Below are 16135 nucleotides of genomic sequence, written 5' to 3'. Positions count from 1 at the left end.
CCCCTCAACTGTGCGTGTACGCGGCGTATTCATCGGAGCACTGATTCGACCTCTTTGGTCGAGCGTCGTACAGCCCTGGAGGGCATCGTGCAGATCACCCCCCGTCGCCGCCGGGCCCCGCTCCGGCGCACCCTCTCACTCTGGTCGGCGTTACTCGCAGCGCTGGCGGGGCTCGTCGCCGTGAACACCGGTACGGCCGAGGCGGCCGCCGAAGCGACGACGGCGTGGAATCACGGGACGTTCGAGGTCGACCCGGCCGGGATCGTCAGCCGCTCCAACCTCGTGCTCGGATCGCCGAACGTGTCACCGACCGCGTCCATGCCGCTGGGCAACGGCTCGCTGGGCGTGGCGGCATGGGCGCAGGGCGGTTTCACCGCGCAGCTCAACCGGTCCGACACCATGCCCGACCGCAAGTCTCCCGGCCAGCTCAACATCCCGGGCCTGTCGGTGATCACGCATGCCGCCGACTTCAGCGGGTTGCTGGACCTGACGGACGGCGTGCTCCGCGAGTCCGGCGGCGGCATGTCGCTGAAGGCGTGGGTGTCGGCCGAGAAGGACGAGCTGATCGTCGACGTCTCCGGCGCGAACCCCGACATCGCCCAGACGGCCACGATCAACCTGTGGCAGGGCCGCAAGCCGGAGGCCGCGGTGTCCGGCACCGTCGGCACCCTCGCCGAGACCTGGGTGGACGGAAATCCCTCGATCGGCAGCGGGAAGACGTTCGGCTCGCTGGCCGCCATCACCGCGGGCGGCCGGGACGTGACGGCCACGGTCGCAAGTCCCACGCAGGTGAAGGTCAACTTCAAGCCGCACGCCGACGGCACGTTCCGCGTGGTCGTGGCCTCGCCCGGGTGGACCGGCGGCGACGCCGCCGCGACCGCGACCGAGCTGATCGGCAAGGACGCCACCGTGCGCGAGGCGAAGCTGCTGAAGGCCCAGGACCGCTGGTGGGACCGCTTCTGGAAGCACACCGGCCTGGTCACGATGGACTCGGCCGACGGCAGCGCCGCCTACATCGAGAACCTGCGCACGCTCTACCTCTATGAGGAGGCGGCGTCGATGAAGGAGGGCATCTACCCCGGCAGCCAGGCCGGTGAGGCCGACATGTTTGCCTGGAACAAGGACACCCAGACCTGGACGCCCTCGGCGTACTGGCTGTGGAACCTGCGCACGCAGATCTCGGCGAACATGAGCTCGGGCAACTACGACCTCAATACGCCGATCTTCGACATGTACTCCGACGACCTGGCCGACATCGAGGCGTGGACCAAGCTCGCGATGGGCGGCCGGCCCGGCGCCTGCGTGTCGGAGACCATGCGCTTCAACGGCAACGGCATCGAGATCAACGGCAACGGCAGCTGCAGCCAGGCCAGCGCACCCAACTGGAACGCGCTCAACATCACCAGCGGGCCCGAGGTGGCGCTGTACATGTGGCAGCAGTACCAGGCCACCGGCGACCGCGCGATGCTGAAGAAGTACTGGCCCTTCATCAAGTCCACCGCCGTGTTCCTGCTGGACTACCAGACCGTCGGCGCCGACGGCCTGCTGCACGCCAACGCCAACGCGCACGAGACCCAGTGGTCCGTCAACGACCCGACCACCGACATCGCGGCCGACCTCGCGCTCTTCCCGATCATCCAGCAGGCCGCCAAGGAGCTCGGCACCGACAAGAAGGCCGACGCCGCGCTGGTGCAGCAGGTCGGGAAGGCCCTGACGCAGATCCCGCCGTACCCGCGGACCGACCAGGCCACCCGTACGGCATTGCTGAACCCGCACTACACCGCAGCCGAGACGGACGCCGCGGACGCCACCGGCACCGACATGCTCGCGATCTCCTACGAGCCTGCGGCGCAGCGCAGGAACGGCGAGAACATCGAGCTGGAGCCCCTGTGGCCCTGGAACACGATCAGCGACCAGGACAAGAACCTCTTCTCGCTGGAGCAGCGCAGCTACGCCCACCGGCCTAACAAGGGCGGAAACGACTGGTCGATGGACGCGATCGACGCGGCCCGGCTGCAGAACGCCGCCGAGGTGCGCAGCAACCTGATCTCCATCACCCAGGGACACCAGGTGTACCCGAACGGGTTCGCCGACCTCGGCAACACCGTCGGCTACCAGCCGTACATCGAGCAGGAGTCCGGCGTCGCGGCCGCGGTCAACGAGGCGCTCGTGCAGGCCTACGACGGCATCATCCGCTTCGCGCCGGCGTGGCCGAGCGACTGGAACGTCAGCGGCAGCGTCTACATCCAGGACAACGGCAAGGTCGACGTCCAGGTGCAGGATGGCCGCCTCGTCACCGCCGCGATCGAGGCGGGGACGACCGGCACGCTGCGGGTGAAGAACCCCTGGCCCGGCCAGCAGGTGGAGGTCGTCGACGGCAAGAACGGGCGCAAGGTGGTGGCGTCCGGCAGCCAGGACATCCTGAATGTCCCGGTCAAGAAGGGCAAGTCGTACCTCGTGCAGCAGGTGTCCGCGCCCACCACCGGCCTTCCGTTTGCGAAGGTGACCGGGAGCGCGCCGACCGCGGCACGGCACCTGGGCGGCGTGCAGCTCGGCCTGGACAAGACCGCGCAGGCCGGCACCGCCACCGTCGGCACCGTCCTCGGCGGCACCAACCGCTCCTACGGCCTGACCCAGGTCGACGACAACGGCTCGGCCGGAGGCTCCACGACGGCCGGCGACGTGAGCGGCCTGACCGCGCGCACGACCGGCACCGGGAGCGGCGGCAGCGACATGTACTTCGATGTCGACGACAACGTGGCCGCTACCGGGTCGTACAACGGGAAGGTGGCCGTGTCGTACTTCGACAGCGGCACCGGCTCCATCGCGGTGCAGTACGACGCGGGTCCGAGTACGCCGTACCAGGTGGCCGGGAGCATCGCGCTCACCGACAGCCACACGTGGAAGACCGCCGACGTGGCCTTCAGTGGCGCCTACTTCGGCGGGCTGCAGAACGCGGGAGCGGACCTGCGGCTGCACGCCGACGGCCCGTTCACGGTCCACAGCGCCGGTCTGACCGTCACGGGTCCGTGGGTGCCCACCCAGCACGCCTTCCCGCCGGCGCCGGCCATCACGACCCCGCGTAACGGCGAGACGGTCAAGCTGGCCTCCTCCATCGCGGGCACGACGATCCCGAACGGGACGGTCACCGTCCACGAGGGCTCGGCGGCGCTGTGCACCGGTACGGCGAACGCCTCGGGCGCCTGGAACTGCGCGCCGAGCGGCGGCCTGACGCCGGGGCGTCAGACCATCACCGCCACGGTGGCCGACACGACCGGCCTCACCAGCGACGCGTCGGCCGGAGTTCCCTTCGACGCGTCCGACCTGCCGCCCGGCACGGCCGTGGTCGGCTCGGTCGTCGGACCGACCAACTACGCCTACGGAATGAGTGAGGACGAGAGGCCGTCGGGTGGCTTCGACGGGCCGACGACCGCCTCGGTGATCGGCGGCCTGACGGCCCGCACCAGCACACAGAGCAACATCTACTTCGACATCGACGACTCCATCGCCCACGCCGGGTTCTACTCGGCCACGTTCACCATCTCCTACTACGACCAGGGCTCGGGCTCGTTCGCGGTTCACTACGACAACGGCTCGTCCGACCCGTACAAGTCGACGGCCGGCATCCCGCTGACCGGGACCAACACCTGGAAGACCGCGACCGTCAGCGCCTCCGACGCCTACTTCGGCGGCAAGCAGCACTCGGGCGCCGACTTCCGGCTCCGCAACGGCGGAGGCCAGGTGACGGTGCACAGCGTCGTGGTGAAGATCAGCGGTGACGGCGTGCCCAACGTCACCCACTTCGCCCCGCCGGTGACGATCACCTCACCGGAGACGGGTTCCACCGTCACCGGCAACCCGGTCGTCTCGGGAACGAGCGAGCCGGACGCGAAGGTGACCGTGACGGCGGAGGGCTCGCCGGTCTGCACGACCACCGCCGCGGACGACGGCACGTGGACCTGCACCTCGCCGGCCGCCCTGTCCGCGGGACAGCACACGCTCACCGCGAAGGCCGACGACGTGACGGGCACGCCCGCCCCGGCCGCCACGGTGACCGTCACCGCGGAGTGACCGGCACCGTGTAGACACCGTGTAGACACTAGACAGGACGTCCGCCGGTCGTGGCCCCGATGCCGCGGCCGGCGGACGTCTTCGCCTTCCGCTCAGGCGCCGGCCGGGCGCAGGTGCCCGGTGTCGACCCGATGCCCCGCGTTCTCCAGTACGGCGACGGCCTCCGTGATCCTCGGCTCGGGCACCAGGACGAGGTCGGCGTGGAACGTCGAGGCCACGAACACCGAGATGCCCGCCTCGGCCAGCGGCCCGACGATCGCGGCCAGCATGCCGGGGACGTCCAGGCCGTGCGCGTTCGCCTCGCCGTACAGCCCGATCCAGCGTTCACCCGAGCCGGACGGCCAGGTCTCGCGCACGACGGTGAGGCCCTCGGGAGCGCGGACGAGTGCGATCCATTCGTCGTCCTCGGGGAACGTCGCGTGCGGCAGGTGCTCGACGGCGAACACGGACGGCACGACGCCCAGGCGCTGGGCAGCGGGTGAACTCATGGGACGTGTGTACCAGAGCGCTGTGACATCCCCGGCGCCACCGGACGTCCGGAGCCGGGTGGGCGCAGCACGCGGGCCCGCGCCGTGTGACGGCGCGGGCCCGTGAGCTCCCTTCACGTGCGGATCAGTGGCGGGGACGGGACTCCAGGAGGCGGTCGCCGGGGTTGCACAGCTCCCCGGTGAAGAACGTGCTGCCGGGCACGCACCGCCACATGCTGGGGTTGGTGTAGCTCGGGGCGAGGCGCACGTTCGTGGCCTGCTCGAGCGCGTAGCCGTCGGCCAGGAGGGCCGGCTCGCTGAAGGCCGTGCCGACGAGGGTGACGCCGATCGGGTTGTGGCCGGCGGAACTGGCCGTGGCGCCGTACCCCGCGGGGAGCGTCAGCGCCGGGTAGCCCGCGCGGTCGGCGTATCCGGCGAGCGCGTTGCCGGTCGGCACCAGGACGGCGTCGAAGTCGTCGGAGGTGTCGCCGGGCGTTCCGTTGGTGAGGATGCCGTCGATCACCGCCCGGTTGGACGCCTTGCCCGCGTCCAGGTCGGCCTTGTAGGCCGCGCCGACGGCGGGGTCGGACAGGTCGACGGCCTGGGCGGACAGCAGCTGGCCCTGCTGGTACTTGAGTCCTTCCACGGGGTTGGCGTTGTTGTAGTCGATGACGCCCTGCAGAGAGCGGGCCCCGGGGCCGCGCTTGCCGTCGGCCAGGTAGTCGTTCAGGTCGCCCTTGAATTCACGCGTCACGACGCTCGCCGGGTCGGGGCTCGGCGTGCCGACCGTCACCTGGGTCGTCGTGGCCCCCAGCGCCTGGAGTGCCGACACCATCGTGGAGTACGGAGCGGCCGTGCTCGCCACGACGGCGATCCTCTTCCCCGCGAGCGCGGTCGTGGACAGATCCTTGGTGTAGTCCTTCACGGGTGCGCCCGCCGTCGCCGGGTCGGACCGGTCGGGCCCGGCGATCGCCGTGAGCGTGCTCGCGGCGTCGTACACGGTGCGGGTGATCGGCCCAGGTGCGTCCTGCGACCGGGCGACCGGAAGGACGCCGGCGCGGCTGACCAGGCCGACCGTCGGCTTCAGCCCGACGACGCCCGCCGCGTCCGCGGGCGCCAGCAGCTGGGCGGAGTCGGTCGAGGTCTCCATTCCGACGGTGAGCGCCGCCAGCCCCGACGCCGTCGCCGCCGCGGAACCACCGGACGAACCGGCCGGGGTCTTGTCGGTGTCGGACGGCAGGAGCACCTGACCGGCCAGGGAGGAGTAGCCCTTCGGCATGTTCGCGTCGAAGACGCCGTTCAGCTCGGAGACGTTCGTCTTGCCGAGGATGATCGCCCCGGCTGCCTTGAGCTTGGCCACCACGGTGGAGTCGCCGTACGGCTTGTGGTCCTGCAGGGCGATCGAGCCGCCCGTCGTGGCCATGCCGTCCACGTCGAATCCGTCGTTGAGCAGGACGGGAAGGCCGAACAGCGGGCCGCGCTTCTTCCTGTCCTTCCTGTCCTTGTCACGCTCCCGGTCGAGCGCGCGGGCCTCCTTGAGGGCGTCCGGGTTGATCGAGCGGACCGCCTGGGTGGCCGGTCCCTCGGCGTTGGTCAGCGCGATCCGGTAGAGGTAGGCCTTGACCAGGTCCTCCGAGGTCAGCGTGCCCTTGGCGAGCCGACTGCTCAGGCTCTGCGCCGACTCGGTCTCCAGGGAGAACGGCAGCGGCTTCGGCGCGTGGCCGAGCACCCGCATGACCGCGTCGTAGTCGGGGTTGCAGTGCCCGCGCTCTGCGAACGGCTCGGCCGGGACCGTCTTCGCGCAGCGGTACATGCTCGGGTTCACCGAGCCGGCCGTCTGCCGCAGCTTCGTGGCCTGCTCGATGACGTAGCTGACGCCGATCAGGTCGTACTCGTCGTACGCGCCGCCGTGGATCTGCACGTTGAGCGCGCGGCGCGTCGTGGTGGAGTACCCCATGGGGATCGTCATCGAGGGATAGCCGGCCTGTGGCCCGTTCGGGACGCTGCCGAGGACCGCGATGACGGGGTCGGCCGGCTTGGCCGGGTCGGAGTCGGAGTAGGTCATCATGTCGTCGATGGCCTTGTGCCAGGCGGCCTTGCGGACGGGCAGGTTGGCCCGGTACGCGATCTCGTTGGCCCCGCCGGGGGTGATGTCGGCGGCCAGCGCGTTGAGGTGGCTGTTGTTGCCGAACTTCAGGGCCTGCTGGGCGTTGGCCTGGTTGTCGGCCACCTCGTCGGCCAGCGACTTGATCGGCGCCTGCGGGCCGAGCCGCTTGTAGTACTCGTCGATGGTCTTGTGCTGCTCGTAGCCGGTGGGCAGGCTCGGCAGCGTGCCGACGCCGGTCGTCGGCCGCGGCACCATGATCGCGCCTGCCGCGGTCAGCGCGTCATATGCGATCTTGAGCGGGCTGCCGTCGGTGAGCGTGCCGTTGTAGCCGACCTTCTTGCCCTTGACGAAGCCGAGGTCGAGCGCCTTCATGTAGTCCGGCAACTTCGCGGGCAGCGCCGGGATGACGCCTGTGCTGAGGTAGTCGGGCCCGAAGATCGCCCGGTATTCGGCGTCGCCGTCCGGGTCGGGACCGGCGATCGAGGCGAGCGTCATCGCCGCGTCCGACACGCTGCGGACCATCGGGCCCGCCGTGTCCTGCGACGCGCTGATGGGCGCGATGCCGTACCCGGGGACGAGCCCGACGGTCGGGCGCAGCCCGACGAGGCTCTGCGTGCTCGACGGGCTGATGATCGAGCCCGACGTCTCGGTGCCGATGCCCAGCGTCGCCATGGCCGCCGCCATGGCCGCGCCCGTTCCGGACGACGAACCGCTGGGGTTCTGGTCGGCGTCGATGCCGTTGAGGACCTGCCCGGTGAGGTTGCTGAAACCCGACGGCTGGCTGCCGAAGCTGTTGGCGTATTCCGAGAGGCCGACCTTGCCGAGGATGACGACGCCGTGCTCACGCAGCTTCTTGGTGATGCCGGCGTCCGTCGCGGGATAGGAATCGCGCAGCGAATAGTTGCCGGCCGAGGTGTACATGCCGGTGACGTCGACGAGGTCTTTCAGAAGAATGGGCAGCCCGTGGGCCGGACCGAGGACCTTTCCCTTAGCGCGCTGCCGGTCGGCCCATGCCGCCTCCTCCAGCGCGTCCTTGTTGAGCTGCGTCACGGCGTTCAGCCCGGGGCCGCGCTTGTTCAGCGCCTCGATTCTGGCGATGTAGGCCTTGGTGAGTTCGACGGAGGTGAGCCGTCCCTTGGCCATCAGGGCCTCGGCCTGGGCTCCGGTGAGCGTCTCCAGGTTGAGTACGGCAGGCCGGTGGCCGTTCGCCATCGCGGCCGTCGGCGTGAGCGGGATGCATAAAGAGAGGGTGACGACGAGGAGGGCAGGGAGAATGAAACGGACTTTTCGCACCACGTGCTCCTTGAGGAACCCGGCAATGCACGCGACCGTATAGACGATCAGTTACGGCCAGATGTCCGTCATGTTCCCGAGCCGATACTCAAGGATCTTCAATCCGAATTCCGTTTACCTCCCTGCCGAAATCCGCGGGAAACAGGCGGAGCGTTTTCTCCGATGATTCGCTGAACGTCACTCCGCCGTACGGACGACCACCCTGGTATGCCGCTTGTCGACCACCAGAGCCGCGTCGCTCTGAGTCGGCCGTCCGGCGGGATGCACTTCGATCCACAGGTCGGTCATCGTGGCCCGCTTGCGGTCCCATGCCCGGATCCGGTCCGCGACCAGCTCGGCGGTCTGTTCGCCTCGGGGGCCGTACGCGCACACGCCGAGCTCGGTCGTGCCGTCGCACGCTCGTTTGGTGAGGTAGGCGAAGCCGTCTCCGTCGATGACGCCCATGCTGCCCCACGAGTAGAGGGGCGGGACGAACCTGCCGGCGGCCGGGTCCATGACCACGACCCGGCAGAAGCCGTCCAGTGAGGCGAGCCAGAAGTCGAGGTGCTCGAAGTGTCTGTCAGGAGACGTCACGCCCGTCCACGACACCGCCGCCGGGTGATCGAGCGCGTGTTCGCGCGGGTCGGCGGGCCGGCCGTCGTCGATTCGGAAGAGGAGTCCGGTGTTCCCGCCGACGCGGATCTCCCGCTGCGCCATGGCCCCCGCACCATGCATGGGAACGAACCCGCACTGCAGCATCGATCGGCTGCGCCAGTGCCCGTTCTCGCGTGCCAACGCGACCGACCGGGTCACGCCGAGCATCCGCAACGGCACGAGCAGCAGGCCGCCGGAGGCGAGCTGATCGGACCAGGCAGGCGGCACATCCCAGGCACCGGCCGTGACGATGATGCGGTCGTAGGGGGCGTGATCCACGTGGCCGAACTCGCCGTCCCCGTGGATCACCGACACGTTCTCGGCATCGGCGGCCACGATGCGCTCCCGCGCCGTCCGGGCGACGTCGCCAATGATGTCGACCGTGGTGACCTGGCCGGACGGACCGGTCAGACGCGACAGCAGAACCGCGTTGTAACCCGTTCCCGCGCCGATCTCCAGCACGCGGTGGCCCGGCCGTACGTCGAGCTGCTCCAGCATCGCCGCGACCACGCTCGGGGCCGACGCGGAGCTCACCGCGGCGCCATGCGGGTCCCTGCGCGTGACGATCGCGTCATTGCCGTAGGCCTCGTCCAACGGGGCATCCGGGACGAACAGGTGCCGCGGCACCGACCGCATGGCGTCCTCGACAGGAGCCGTCAGGATGATTCGGTTTCTGACCAGCTTGTCCGCCAGCGCGTGACGGAGTGCTCGCGCGGCGGTCGGTTCTTCGTCCACGACGACGACGCTACCGAGACGGCGGCCGATCCACCCGGCGAGCGCTCATGCCCGGCGCAGGGCGTTCCAGAGCCAGCGGCGAGCGATCGCCGCCGCGAGAGGCGCAGGCACGGTGCCCGCACCCAGGCCGACGTCGACCATCAGGTCGAAGACCTCCCTGCGGCGTGCGGCGGTGCCGATGGCGGCGTCGATGAAACCGGGCGACTGGGCGGCACGGGAGAGCATGTCGGTGGTCCGCAGGTGGCGTCCGAGCGCTCTGCGCAACTTCCTGCGGTAGGCGGCCAGCGGCGCCCCGGCGGCCTCGACGGCGGCCTCTCCCGCCAGCCGGCCGGACAGCAGCGCGTAGTAGATGCCCTCACCGGTGAGGGGGTTGATGAGGCTCGCCGCGTCCCCGGCGAGCAGCACCCGCCCCGCGCCCGGCACCGGACGTCCGGGCGACATGGGCAGATGGTGCGCACGCAGATCGCGGGCCGGCAGATCGGGCAGCAGCTCGGCGAGCCTGCCGTGGAGCACCTCGCGTCCGGGCCGGCCGGTGGCGTGCAGCCGGGGGAGCGTCATGCCGAACCCGACGTTCGCGGTGCCGTCCCCGATGGGGAAGGACCAGGCGTACGCGGGCCAGCCGTCCTTCTGCATGGCGATGAACTGGACGTCGTCGTCGGCCGGCACGTCGGCGTACCCGCGCACGGCGATCGCGGTGTGCCGGTCCGGCGTCGGCGGCAGCCCGGCCAGGCGGCGCACGACCGAGTTCGCCCCGTCGGCGCCGACGACGGTACGGGCGGCGACGCGGCCGTCCAGCAGGACGTGGTCGGCCTGTGCGGTGAGCTCGCGGACCCGCCCGCGGCGCACCTCGACGCCGCGGGCGCGCGCGGCCTCCACGAGCCGCGCGTCGAAGACCTTCCGGGGCACGACGTGGTTGGGCCGGGCGACGGTGGCCAGCACCCGCGCGCCCCCGGGCGAGACCACCGAGAGCCGCCGCGCCGGCCGGTAGTCGTCGATGACGCCGGGCAGCCCGAGCAGGTCGAGCTCCTCGCGGCCGTGGGCGGCGATGCCGTCTCCACACGCCTTGTCGCGCGGGAAGTCGGCCTTGTCGACGAGCAGCACACGGGCCTCAGGCCGCAGCTGCTTGACCCGCAACGCCGCCGCCGACCCCGCCGGCCCGCCCCCGACAACGACCACATCCCACGTCTCGATCACCCGTCGAGACTGCCACAACGCGCGGGCAACCGGCGTCCCCACTACCAGACGAGGATGCGGCGCAGGGGGCGCAGACAATGTGACCCTTAAAGCCGGCCACCTTGTCGTACAGCGTGCGAGCTGCAGGTTATCGGGCTCACCCGACCCACGATGGCAGCCTGCACTGAGATCAAAGTGCTTAGCGTTGTTCTGTGCCGGAAACTACCGGCACACCTGGATCCGCTGAGACGGCTTTCAGCGGGGTGGCAGTGGTGCGACCGGGCGAACCGCCGTGAACTGGGCGTATTCGTATCGGGTGGCGGAGAGCAGCAGCAGCCACTCGTCGCAGCCCTGCCACGGGTATACGTCGGCCGCTCCGCCACGTACGGTCCGGGGCCCGTCGCCGGTCCGTGGCCGCGCGTCTGCAGGCGCGCCCGCGAACCCGGGGATCCACACGTCGGCGCAGAGCTCGTTCGCCGACCCCATCGCCGCCAGTCCGAACGCGTTCTCCCCTGCGGCCGTCCGCGTCTCGTCGCCGAAGTCGTCGAGCAGTTGATCCTCGCCGGGTTTCCCGTCACCGCGGAAGGTCAGCGTGGTAGTGCCGGCCCGCGCGGCGTATTCCCACTGCGCCTCGCTGGGCAGCCGGAACGGCAACAGCTTGAGCAGGTCGTCCAGGTCGTCTTCGAGCCGGGCTGTGCTGGTGTCCGCCTCGGCGTACGGGTCCTCGTACTCGGGCAGCCAGTGCCGGACCTGCGCCACCGTCAGCGGGTGCCGCGCGATCAGGAACGGCTCGACCCGCACCTCGCGTACCGGCTGTGCGTCCCCGGCGCCGGCGAGGAACGGCTCGATGGTGTCCTCGACCCCGCCGCTGCGCTCGATGGCGCGTACCGCATCCACCTCCGCGTCGGACAAGCCCATCCGAAACGTGCCGCCCGGAACCTTCCGGAACACCACCCCCGACGGGTGCCGCCATGCCGGGCGCCCGGCCACGATCTCCTCGGTCCACATGGCGCCGAACGCTAGCAGCCCGATCGCCGGTTGGTCTTTTCCGACGGTTTCGCAGCTTGCGCATAGATCAACTGCTTGGCGGTGTTCTTGCACCGGAAGCTACCGATACCCCGAATGGATGTGGCAGGCCTGGTTGGCGACTAACTAACAGGATCACTGTTTCTTATGCGCGAGTTTGTGGGTGTAGTCCCCGCGTCGATACCTATGTGCGACGCAGTCGAAGGCGAAGAGCTTGATTAAATGAATGTTGCGAGACATTTTGATCGTTATCAAACGTCAGTCGGCCCGATTTTCTGAAGTGGTGAGTAATTTCGGTATCGCGCCGCCCGGGAAGCGGTGATCAAAGAATCCGCAATAGTTTCGGAGGGAATCACTTGATTTTTCGTAGGCTCGGCTCGACTTCGCGTTCGGGTAGCACCATCCAGGGTTCTCTGGCGGTGACCTTCACTGCAGCGGTCGCCTATGCATTGGCCATGGCATTGCCGGCCTCCACGGCCGCCGCAAGCGTCGCAGGCGATATGACAAAGACGGGCTCCACCGGCCACCAGGCGAACCGGAACGCAACCAGCTATCTGGAGGACGGAGGGCCATGGCTGGCCTCGGCGACCGTTGAATCGTTGCCCAACGCGCCGCTGGTCTTCGATGTCTCCGCTAACAACGGGGTTCCGTGGATCAGGGACCCGCGCAGCTCACCCAGCTGGCAAAACCCGAGAAGGGGAGGGCCATGGCTGGCCTCGGCGACCGTTGAATCGTTGCCCAACGCGCCGCTGGTCTTCGATGTCTCCGCTAACAACGGGGTTCCGTGGATCAGGGACCCGCGCAGTTCACCCAGCTGGCAAAACTTGAGAAGGGTACCTGGTAGCCAGGGGAATTACGTGATCAACATCTCCATCGCCGAGGATGCCGCTGCCGGCTACACACCCGACCCGACTACCACATCTGCCGTGCGGGTCACTGCGCGCACGCCGGCCGGCATTTTCTACACCGTGTGTCGACTCGGGAACCTGAGCATGCTCAGCATTCCACTCCCGACTTCAGGACCACTGCCGTGCACCCCGTGGGCAATCGTGCCCAATTAACGCGCAACAGCCGATCGCGCTCCGCCGCTCAATGCGCCGCGATGGACCGCCCATGACGGCTGCATCGGCGGGAAACCCTCGAAATAGTTCGCAAGCCCTCTCCAGGAGATGCATTAATGAGAAATACCAAGTTCCTGACATTGGCCGTGTCGGCCATGACTGTCGCGGCCGCGTGCGTCTTGGCCGTGGGCGCGGCCGACTCGGCCAACGCGGACGGTTTTTACTATCCCGAGAAGTGGGGTGTCATCGGCCGCAATACGGCGGGCAATCCGAACGCCGTCCTACGGCTCGGTCCGTACGGCCGCACCTCGGTCACCGACGCCGCCGCCACCCAACGGCCCCCCTACGGAATCGGAAGTCTGGGGCTCATCGTCGGCGGCGACGACGACCACATCCAGTTCGGCAACGAAACCGACTTCGCCGGGACGCCCCTGTCGAGCATCAACGTTCTGAAGTACTGGATCTTCACGGGTACGGACGCGGACGTCTTCCCGATGATCAACCTACCGACCCTGAACATGGAGGTGGACCCCAACCAGGGCACGGTCGAATACACCAGCCTGGTGTACCTGCCGAACAGTTCCACCAGTCCGTCGGCTCCTGCGGTCCGGGCTCCTCAAGTCTGGCAGCAGTTCGACGCCAGCGCCGCCGGCAGTCGGTGGTACATGACCCGGCCCGGCACTCTGACGATGTGCATTCAGGCGAACCCCTGCTCGTTCAGTCAGCTCAAGGCGCTGCTGCCCAATGCGGTGATCACCCTCAGCGTGGCGTTCAACAAGGGCAGCAACGACGGCCCCTTCTTCGGCGCTTTGGATGGGCTTCAGATCAACAACGCACTCTACGACTTCGAGCCTCTCGGGATCCGCAAGTTCCAGCCGATCTCCTAAAGCGTCCTGCCGGTTGGGGCATCGGATCTTGGTCGACTGCTGTCTTACCGGGGCCTCCCCTCACCCCGTATCTGGCCTCACTCCCATCACCGTGACCAGCATGATCACGATGGAAAAGGCTCACTTGGAAGTGGCCGCCGGAGTGACGGCGACGATCTCGCGTCACTCCGGCGGGGGCATGGGCGTGGGCGGACACCGAGGTCACCCTGCGGGGGACCGATCGTGGGTCAGCCGACGAGCTGCTGCCGCAGTGCGTCGACGTCCATCATGTACCACATGACCTTGAATCGGCCGTCCACGACCTCGTAAAACGCGGTCTCGGCGACGGAGATGCTCGCTCCGTTGGGGGCCAGACCGTTCCACTCCGCCACCGGCGTTCCGGTGTCGAGCGCGCGAGCAGCGATGTGACCGCCCTCCACGAGAAGTTCCTGGACCTCCCAGTGGATGTCCGGGACGGCATCGGTGTGCTTGCGGAACTCGGTGATGATGGCTTCACGGGCAACTGGAGTGCCGCCCAGGATGACCTCGTCGTGAAGGAGCTTGCGCATCCCGTCGAAGTCACGCGTGTTCGCCATCTCCACGTACCGCCCGTAGAACTCGCGCAGCTCCTCTGCAGACATGCCTGTACTCATCGTCAATCTCTCCACTCTGTTGGTAGCCACACCCGTGGTGACGGGTTGATCCGGCCGGCCCCAGAACGGGGCCGCGATCCGATACTTACCTCTCCGCACACCAGGCAAAATGGACCTGCCGAGCCTCGTACTGGCAGGGCGACCCTGTGCCTGCCGCGCGGACCTAGAGTGAGGTTGTGGTTTCAGATTCGAACGAGCTCGCGAGCAGCCTGCGCCTCTGGCGCGGCCGCGTGTCACCCGCCGAGGTAGGCCTTCCGGAGGGCGGCCGGCGCCGCGTGCTCGGCCTGCGCCGGCAGGAGGTCGCCCAGCTTTCCGGGTTGTCGGTCGAATACCTCGCCCGCCTGGAGCAGGGCCGTGCGATCCACCCGTCGCCGTCGGTGCTCATGTCGCTCGCCCGGGTGCTGCGGCTTTCTGACCAGGAGCGCGCACATCTCTTCCGCGTCGCGGATCAGGCCGAGCCGGCCCACCGGAGCATCAGGCGTCACATCACGCCGAGCGTGCAGCGGATCCTGGACCGCCTGACCGACCTGCCCGTCCAGGTCGTCGACGCCTCGTGGCAGTGCATCACGTCCAACCCGCTCGCGTATGCCCTGGCCGGCGACACGTCGGCACTGCCGATGCGTGAGCGGAACCTCGCCTGGACCGTCTTCACCGGCGCTCCAACACGCTATATCCGCACCGAGGCCGAGGAGCGCCTGCTCCGCCTGGAACTGGTCTCCGATCTGCGCGAGGCTCGAAGCCGCTATCCGAAGGACAAGCTGCTCGGCGACCTCATCGACGATCTGCTGGAAGTCAGCACAGACTTCGCCGACCTGTGGGAGCAGCGCCTGGCCGCCCCCCAGCCCGGCTTGAGCAGTCGGACGTTCCTGCACCCCGAGATCGGACCGATCACAATGGACAGCGACTTCCTCACTGTACGTGACACCGACCTCCGGTTGATCGTCTACACCAGCGCGCAGGACAGCGAGGCGGCCGGGCAGCTCGACCTGCTGGCGACGATCGGCCTGCAGCCGTTCAGCTGACCGGGTTGGGTGATCAGGTTCTGTCGTCTGCGCTGCGCGAGGTTCAGGTTCAGTGTTCGTTCGTAACAAGGATGATCAGCACCTGGACTGGATCCCTCGGCAACGCCAGATCGTCCCCCTGATGACCAGTGAGCCTTTTCCATCGTGATCATGCTGGTCACGGTGATGGGAGTGAGGCCAGATACGGGGTGAGGGGAGGCCCCGGTAAGACAGCAGTCGACCAAGATCCGATGCCCCAACCGGGAGCCTCGTTGCTGTCTTACCCTGCCGCGATTCCGCTGTCGCCTCGTCCGCCTGGCTGATCTCATCCGCGCTCAGCGTGCCCAACGTCGATGCCGGTGGCGGCGCCTGGATCCGGGCCGGCAAGCGCTGCTGGTGCTGGCCCACCTGCGCAACGGGGATACCTACGCCCGCCTGGCCGCTGGGTTCGGCATCGGCACCACGACAGCCTGGCGCTATGTGCGGGAGTCGGTCGACCTCCTGGCAGCCGTCGCTGACGACTTACACGCTGCCGCCGTCCGAGCTTCTCGACTGGCCTACGCCATCCTCGACGGCACGCTGATCCCAATCGATCGCGTCGCCGAGCAGAAGCCGTATTACTCCGGCAAGCACAAACGCCACGGTATGAACATCCAGGTCGTGGCTGACCCCGCCGGCCGGCTCGTCTGGGCCTCGCCGGCCCTGCCAGGGAGAACGCACGACCTGACCGCCGCCCGAACGGTCGGCCTCATCGACGCACTCACCAGCAGCAACGTGAAGACGTTCGCCGACAAGGGATACCAAGGGGCCGGCGGCACCATCCGCACCCCGTTCAAACGCCACCGCCACCGGCCACGGCTCTCCCGCGCGCAGAAGGAGGTCAACCGCGCCCACGCTCGCATCCGGGCCCTCGGCGAACGCGCCGTCGCGATCCTGAAAGCCTGGAAAATCCTCGCGAAGCTGCGCTGCTGCCCCCGCCGCGCCACGGCAATCGTCCAAGCCATCCTCGTCCTCGAAGGCATCGAAACGGACCGGTACTCAGGATGAAA

The 16135-nt window shown here is 68.7% G+C and carries 10 protein-coding genes and 1 pseudogene; 5 read left to right on the top strand and 6 right to left on the bottom strand.

Translation table 11 applies throughout. The annotated features are described in order from the left end of the window. Positions 1–87: 87 nt before the first annotated feature. A complete protein-coding gene (locus Pth03_RS21135) occupies positions 88–4071 on the top strand; it encodes an Ig-like domain-containing protein (RefSeq protein WP_203946064.1) in 3984 nt (1327 codons plus the stop codon). Between the two features lie 92 nt (positions 4072–4163). Here Pth03_RS21135 and Pth03_RS21130 read toward each other — a convergent pair whose 3' ends face one another. From Pth03_RS21130 to Pth03_RS21110, 5 genes are all read right to left on the bottom strand, one after another. Further along, the gene (locus tag Pth03_RS21130) at positions 4164–4559 is read right to left on the bottom strand and encodes an ACT domain-containing protein (RefSeq protein ID WP_203946063.1); all 396 of its coding nucleotides are present in this window, start codon (positions 4557–4559) and stop codon (positions 4164–4166) included. A 124-nt stretch (positions 4560–4683) separates the two neighbouring features. Continuing rightward, positions 4684–7938: an amidase family protein gene (locus Pth03_RS21125; RefSeq protein ID WP_203946062.1), complete on the bottom strand. Its 3255-nt coding sequence runs from the start codon at positions 7936–7938 to the stop codon at positions 4684–4686. Between the two features lie 177 nt (positions 7939–8115). Continuing rightward, the gene (fxlM, locus tag Pth03_RS21120) at positions 8116–9306 is read right to left on the bottom strand and encodes a methyltransferase, FxLD system (RefSeq protein WP_203946061.1); all 1191 of its coding nucleotides are present in this window, start codon (positions 9304–9306) and stop codon (positions 8116–8118) included. Positions 9307–9351: 45 nt separating this feature from the next. Beyond that, positions 9352–10500, bottom strand: a complete 1149-nt coding sequence (locus tag Pth03_RS21115) for an NAD(P)/FAD-dependent oxidoreductase (protein ID WP_239119233.1) — start codon at positions 10498–10500, stop codon at positions 9352–9354. A 234-nt stretch (positions 10501–10734) separates the two neighbouring features. Next, positions 10735–11487: a formylglycine-generating enzyme family protein gene (locus tag Pth03_RS21110; protein ID WP_203946060.1), complete on the bottom strand. Its 753-nt coding sequence runs from the start codon at positions 11485–11487 to the stop codon at positions 10735–10737. Between the two features lie 437 nt (positions 11488–11924). On the opposite strand from Pth03_RS21110, the gene Pth03_RS21105 reads away from it, so the two are divergent. Next, entirely contained in the window at positions 11925–12566 is a 642-nt protein-coding gene (locus tag Pth03_RS21105) for a hypothetical protein (protein ID WP_203946059.1), read from the top strand. A gap of 185 nt (positions 12567–12751) precedes the next feature. Then, entirely contained in the window at positions 12752–13453 is a 702-nt protein-coding gene (locus Pth03_RS21100; RefSeq protein WP_203946058.1) for a hypothetical protein, read from the top strand. Positions 13454–13680: 227 nt separating this feature from the next. Here Pth03_RS21100 and Pth03_RS21095 read toward each other — a convergent pair whose 3' ends face one another. Then, entirely contained in the window at positions 13681–14073 is a 393-nt protein-coding gene (locus Pth03_RS21095; RefSeq protein WP_203946057.1) for an ester cyclase, read from the bottom strand. Between the two features lie 188 nt (positions 14074–14261). Here Pth03_RS21095 and Pth03_RS21090 point away from each other — a divergent pair, with 188 nt between their 5' ends. Further along, on the top strand, positions 14262–15107 hold the full coding sequence (locus Pth03_RS21090) for a helix-turn-helix transcriptional regulator (RefSeq protein WP_203946056.1): 846 nt from the start codon (positions 14262–14264) through the stop codon (positions 15105–15107). A 251-nt stretch (positions 15108–15358) separates the two neighbouring features. Beyond that, positions 15359–16133: pseudogene (locus Pth03_RS21085) on the top strand (transposase family protein). Positions 16134–16135: the final 2 nt, after the last annotated feature.

Origin of the sequence: Planotetraspora thailandica, assembly GCF_016863335.1 — a bacterium.
GTDB lineage: Bacteria > Actinomycetota > Actinomycetes > Streptosporangiales > Streptosporangiaceae > Planotetraspora > Planotetraspora thailandica.
This window is presented reverse-complemented; position numbering and strand designations above follow the sequence as displayed.

Excerpts from the sequence above, each read along its gene's own strand:
- Pth03_RS21110 (WP_203946060.1), bottom strand. The coding sequence starts at position 11,487 with ATGTGGACCGAGGAGATCGTGGCCGGGCGCCCGGCATGGCGGCACCCG.
- Pth03_RS21095 (WP_203946057.1), bottom strand. The coding sequence starts at position 14,073 with ATGTCTGCAGAGGAGCTGCGCGAGTTCTACGGGCGGTACGTGGAGATG.
- Pth03_RS21130 (WP_203946063.1), bottom strand. The coding sequence starts at position 4,559 with ATGAGTTCACCCGCTGCCCAGCGCCTGGGCGTCGTGCCGTCCGTGTTC.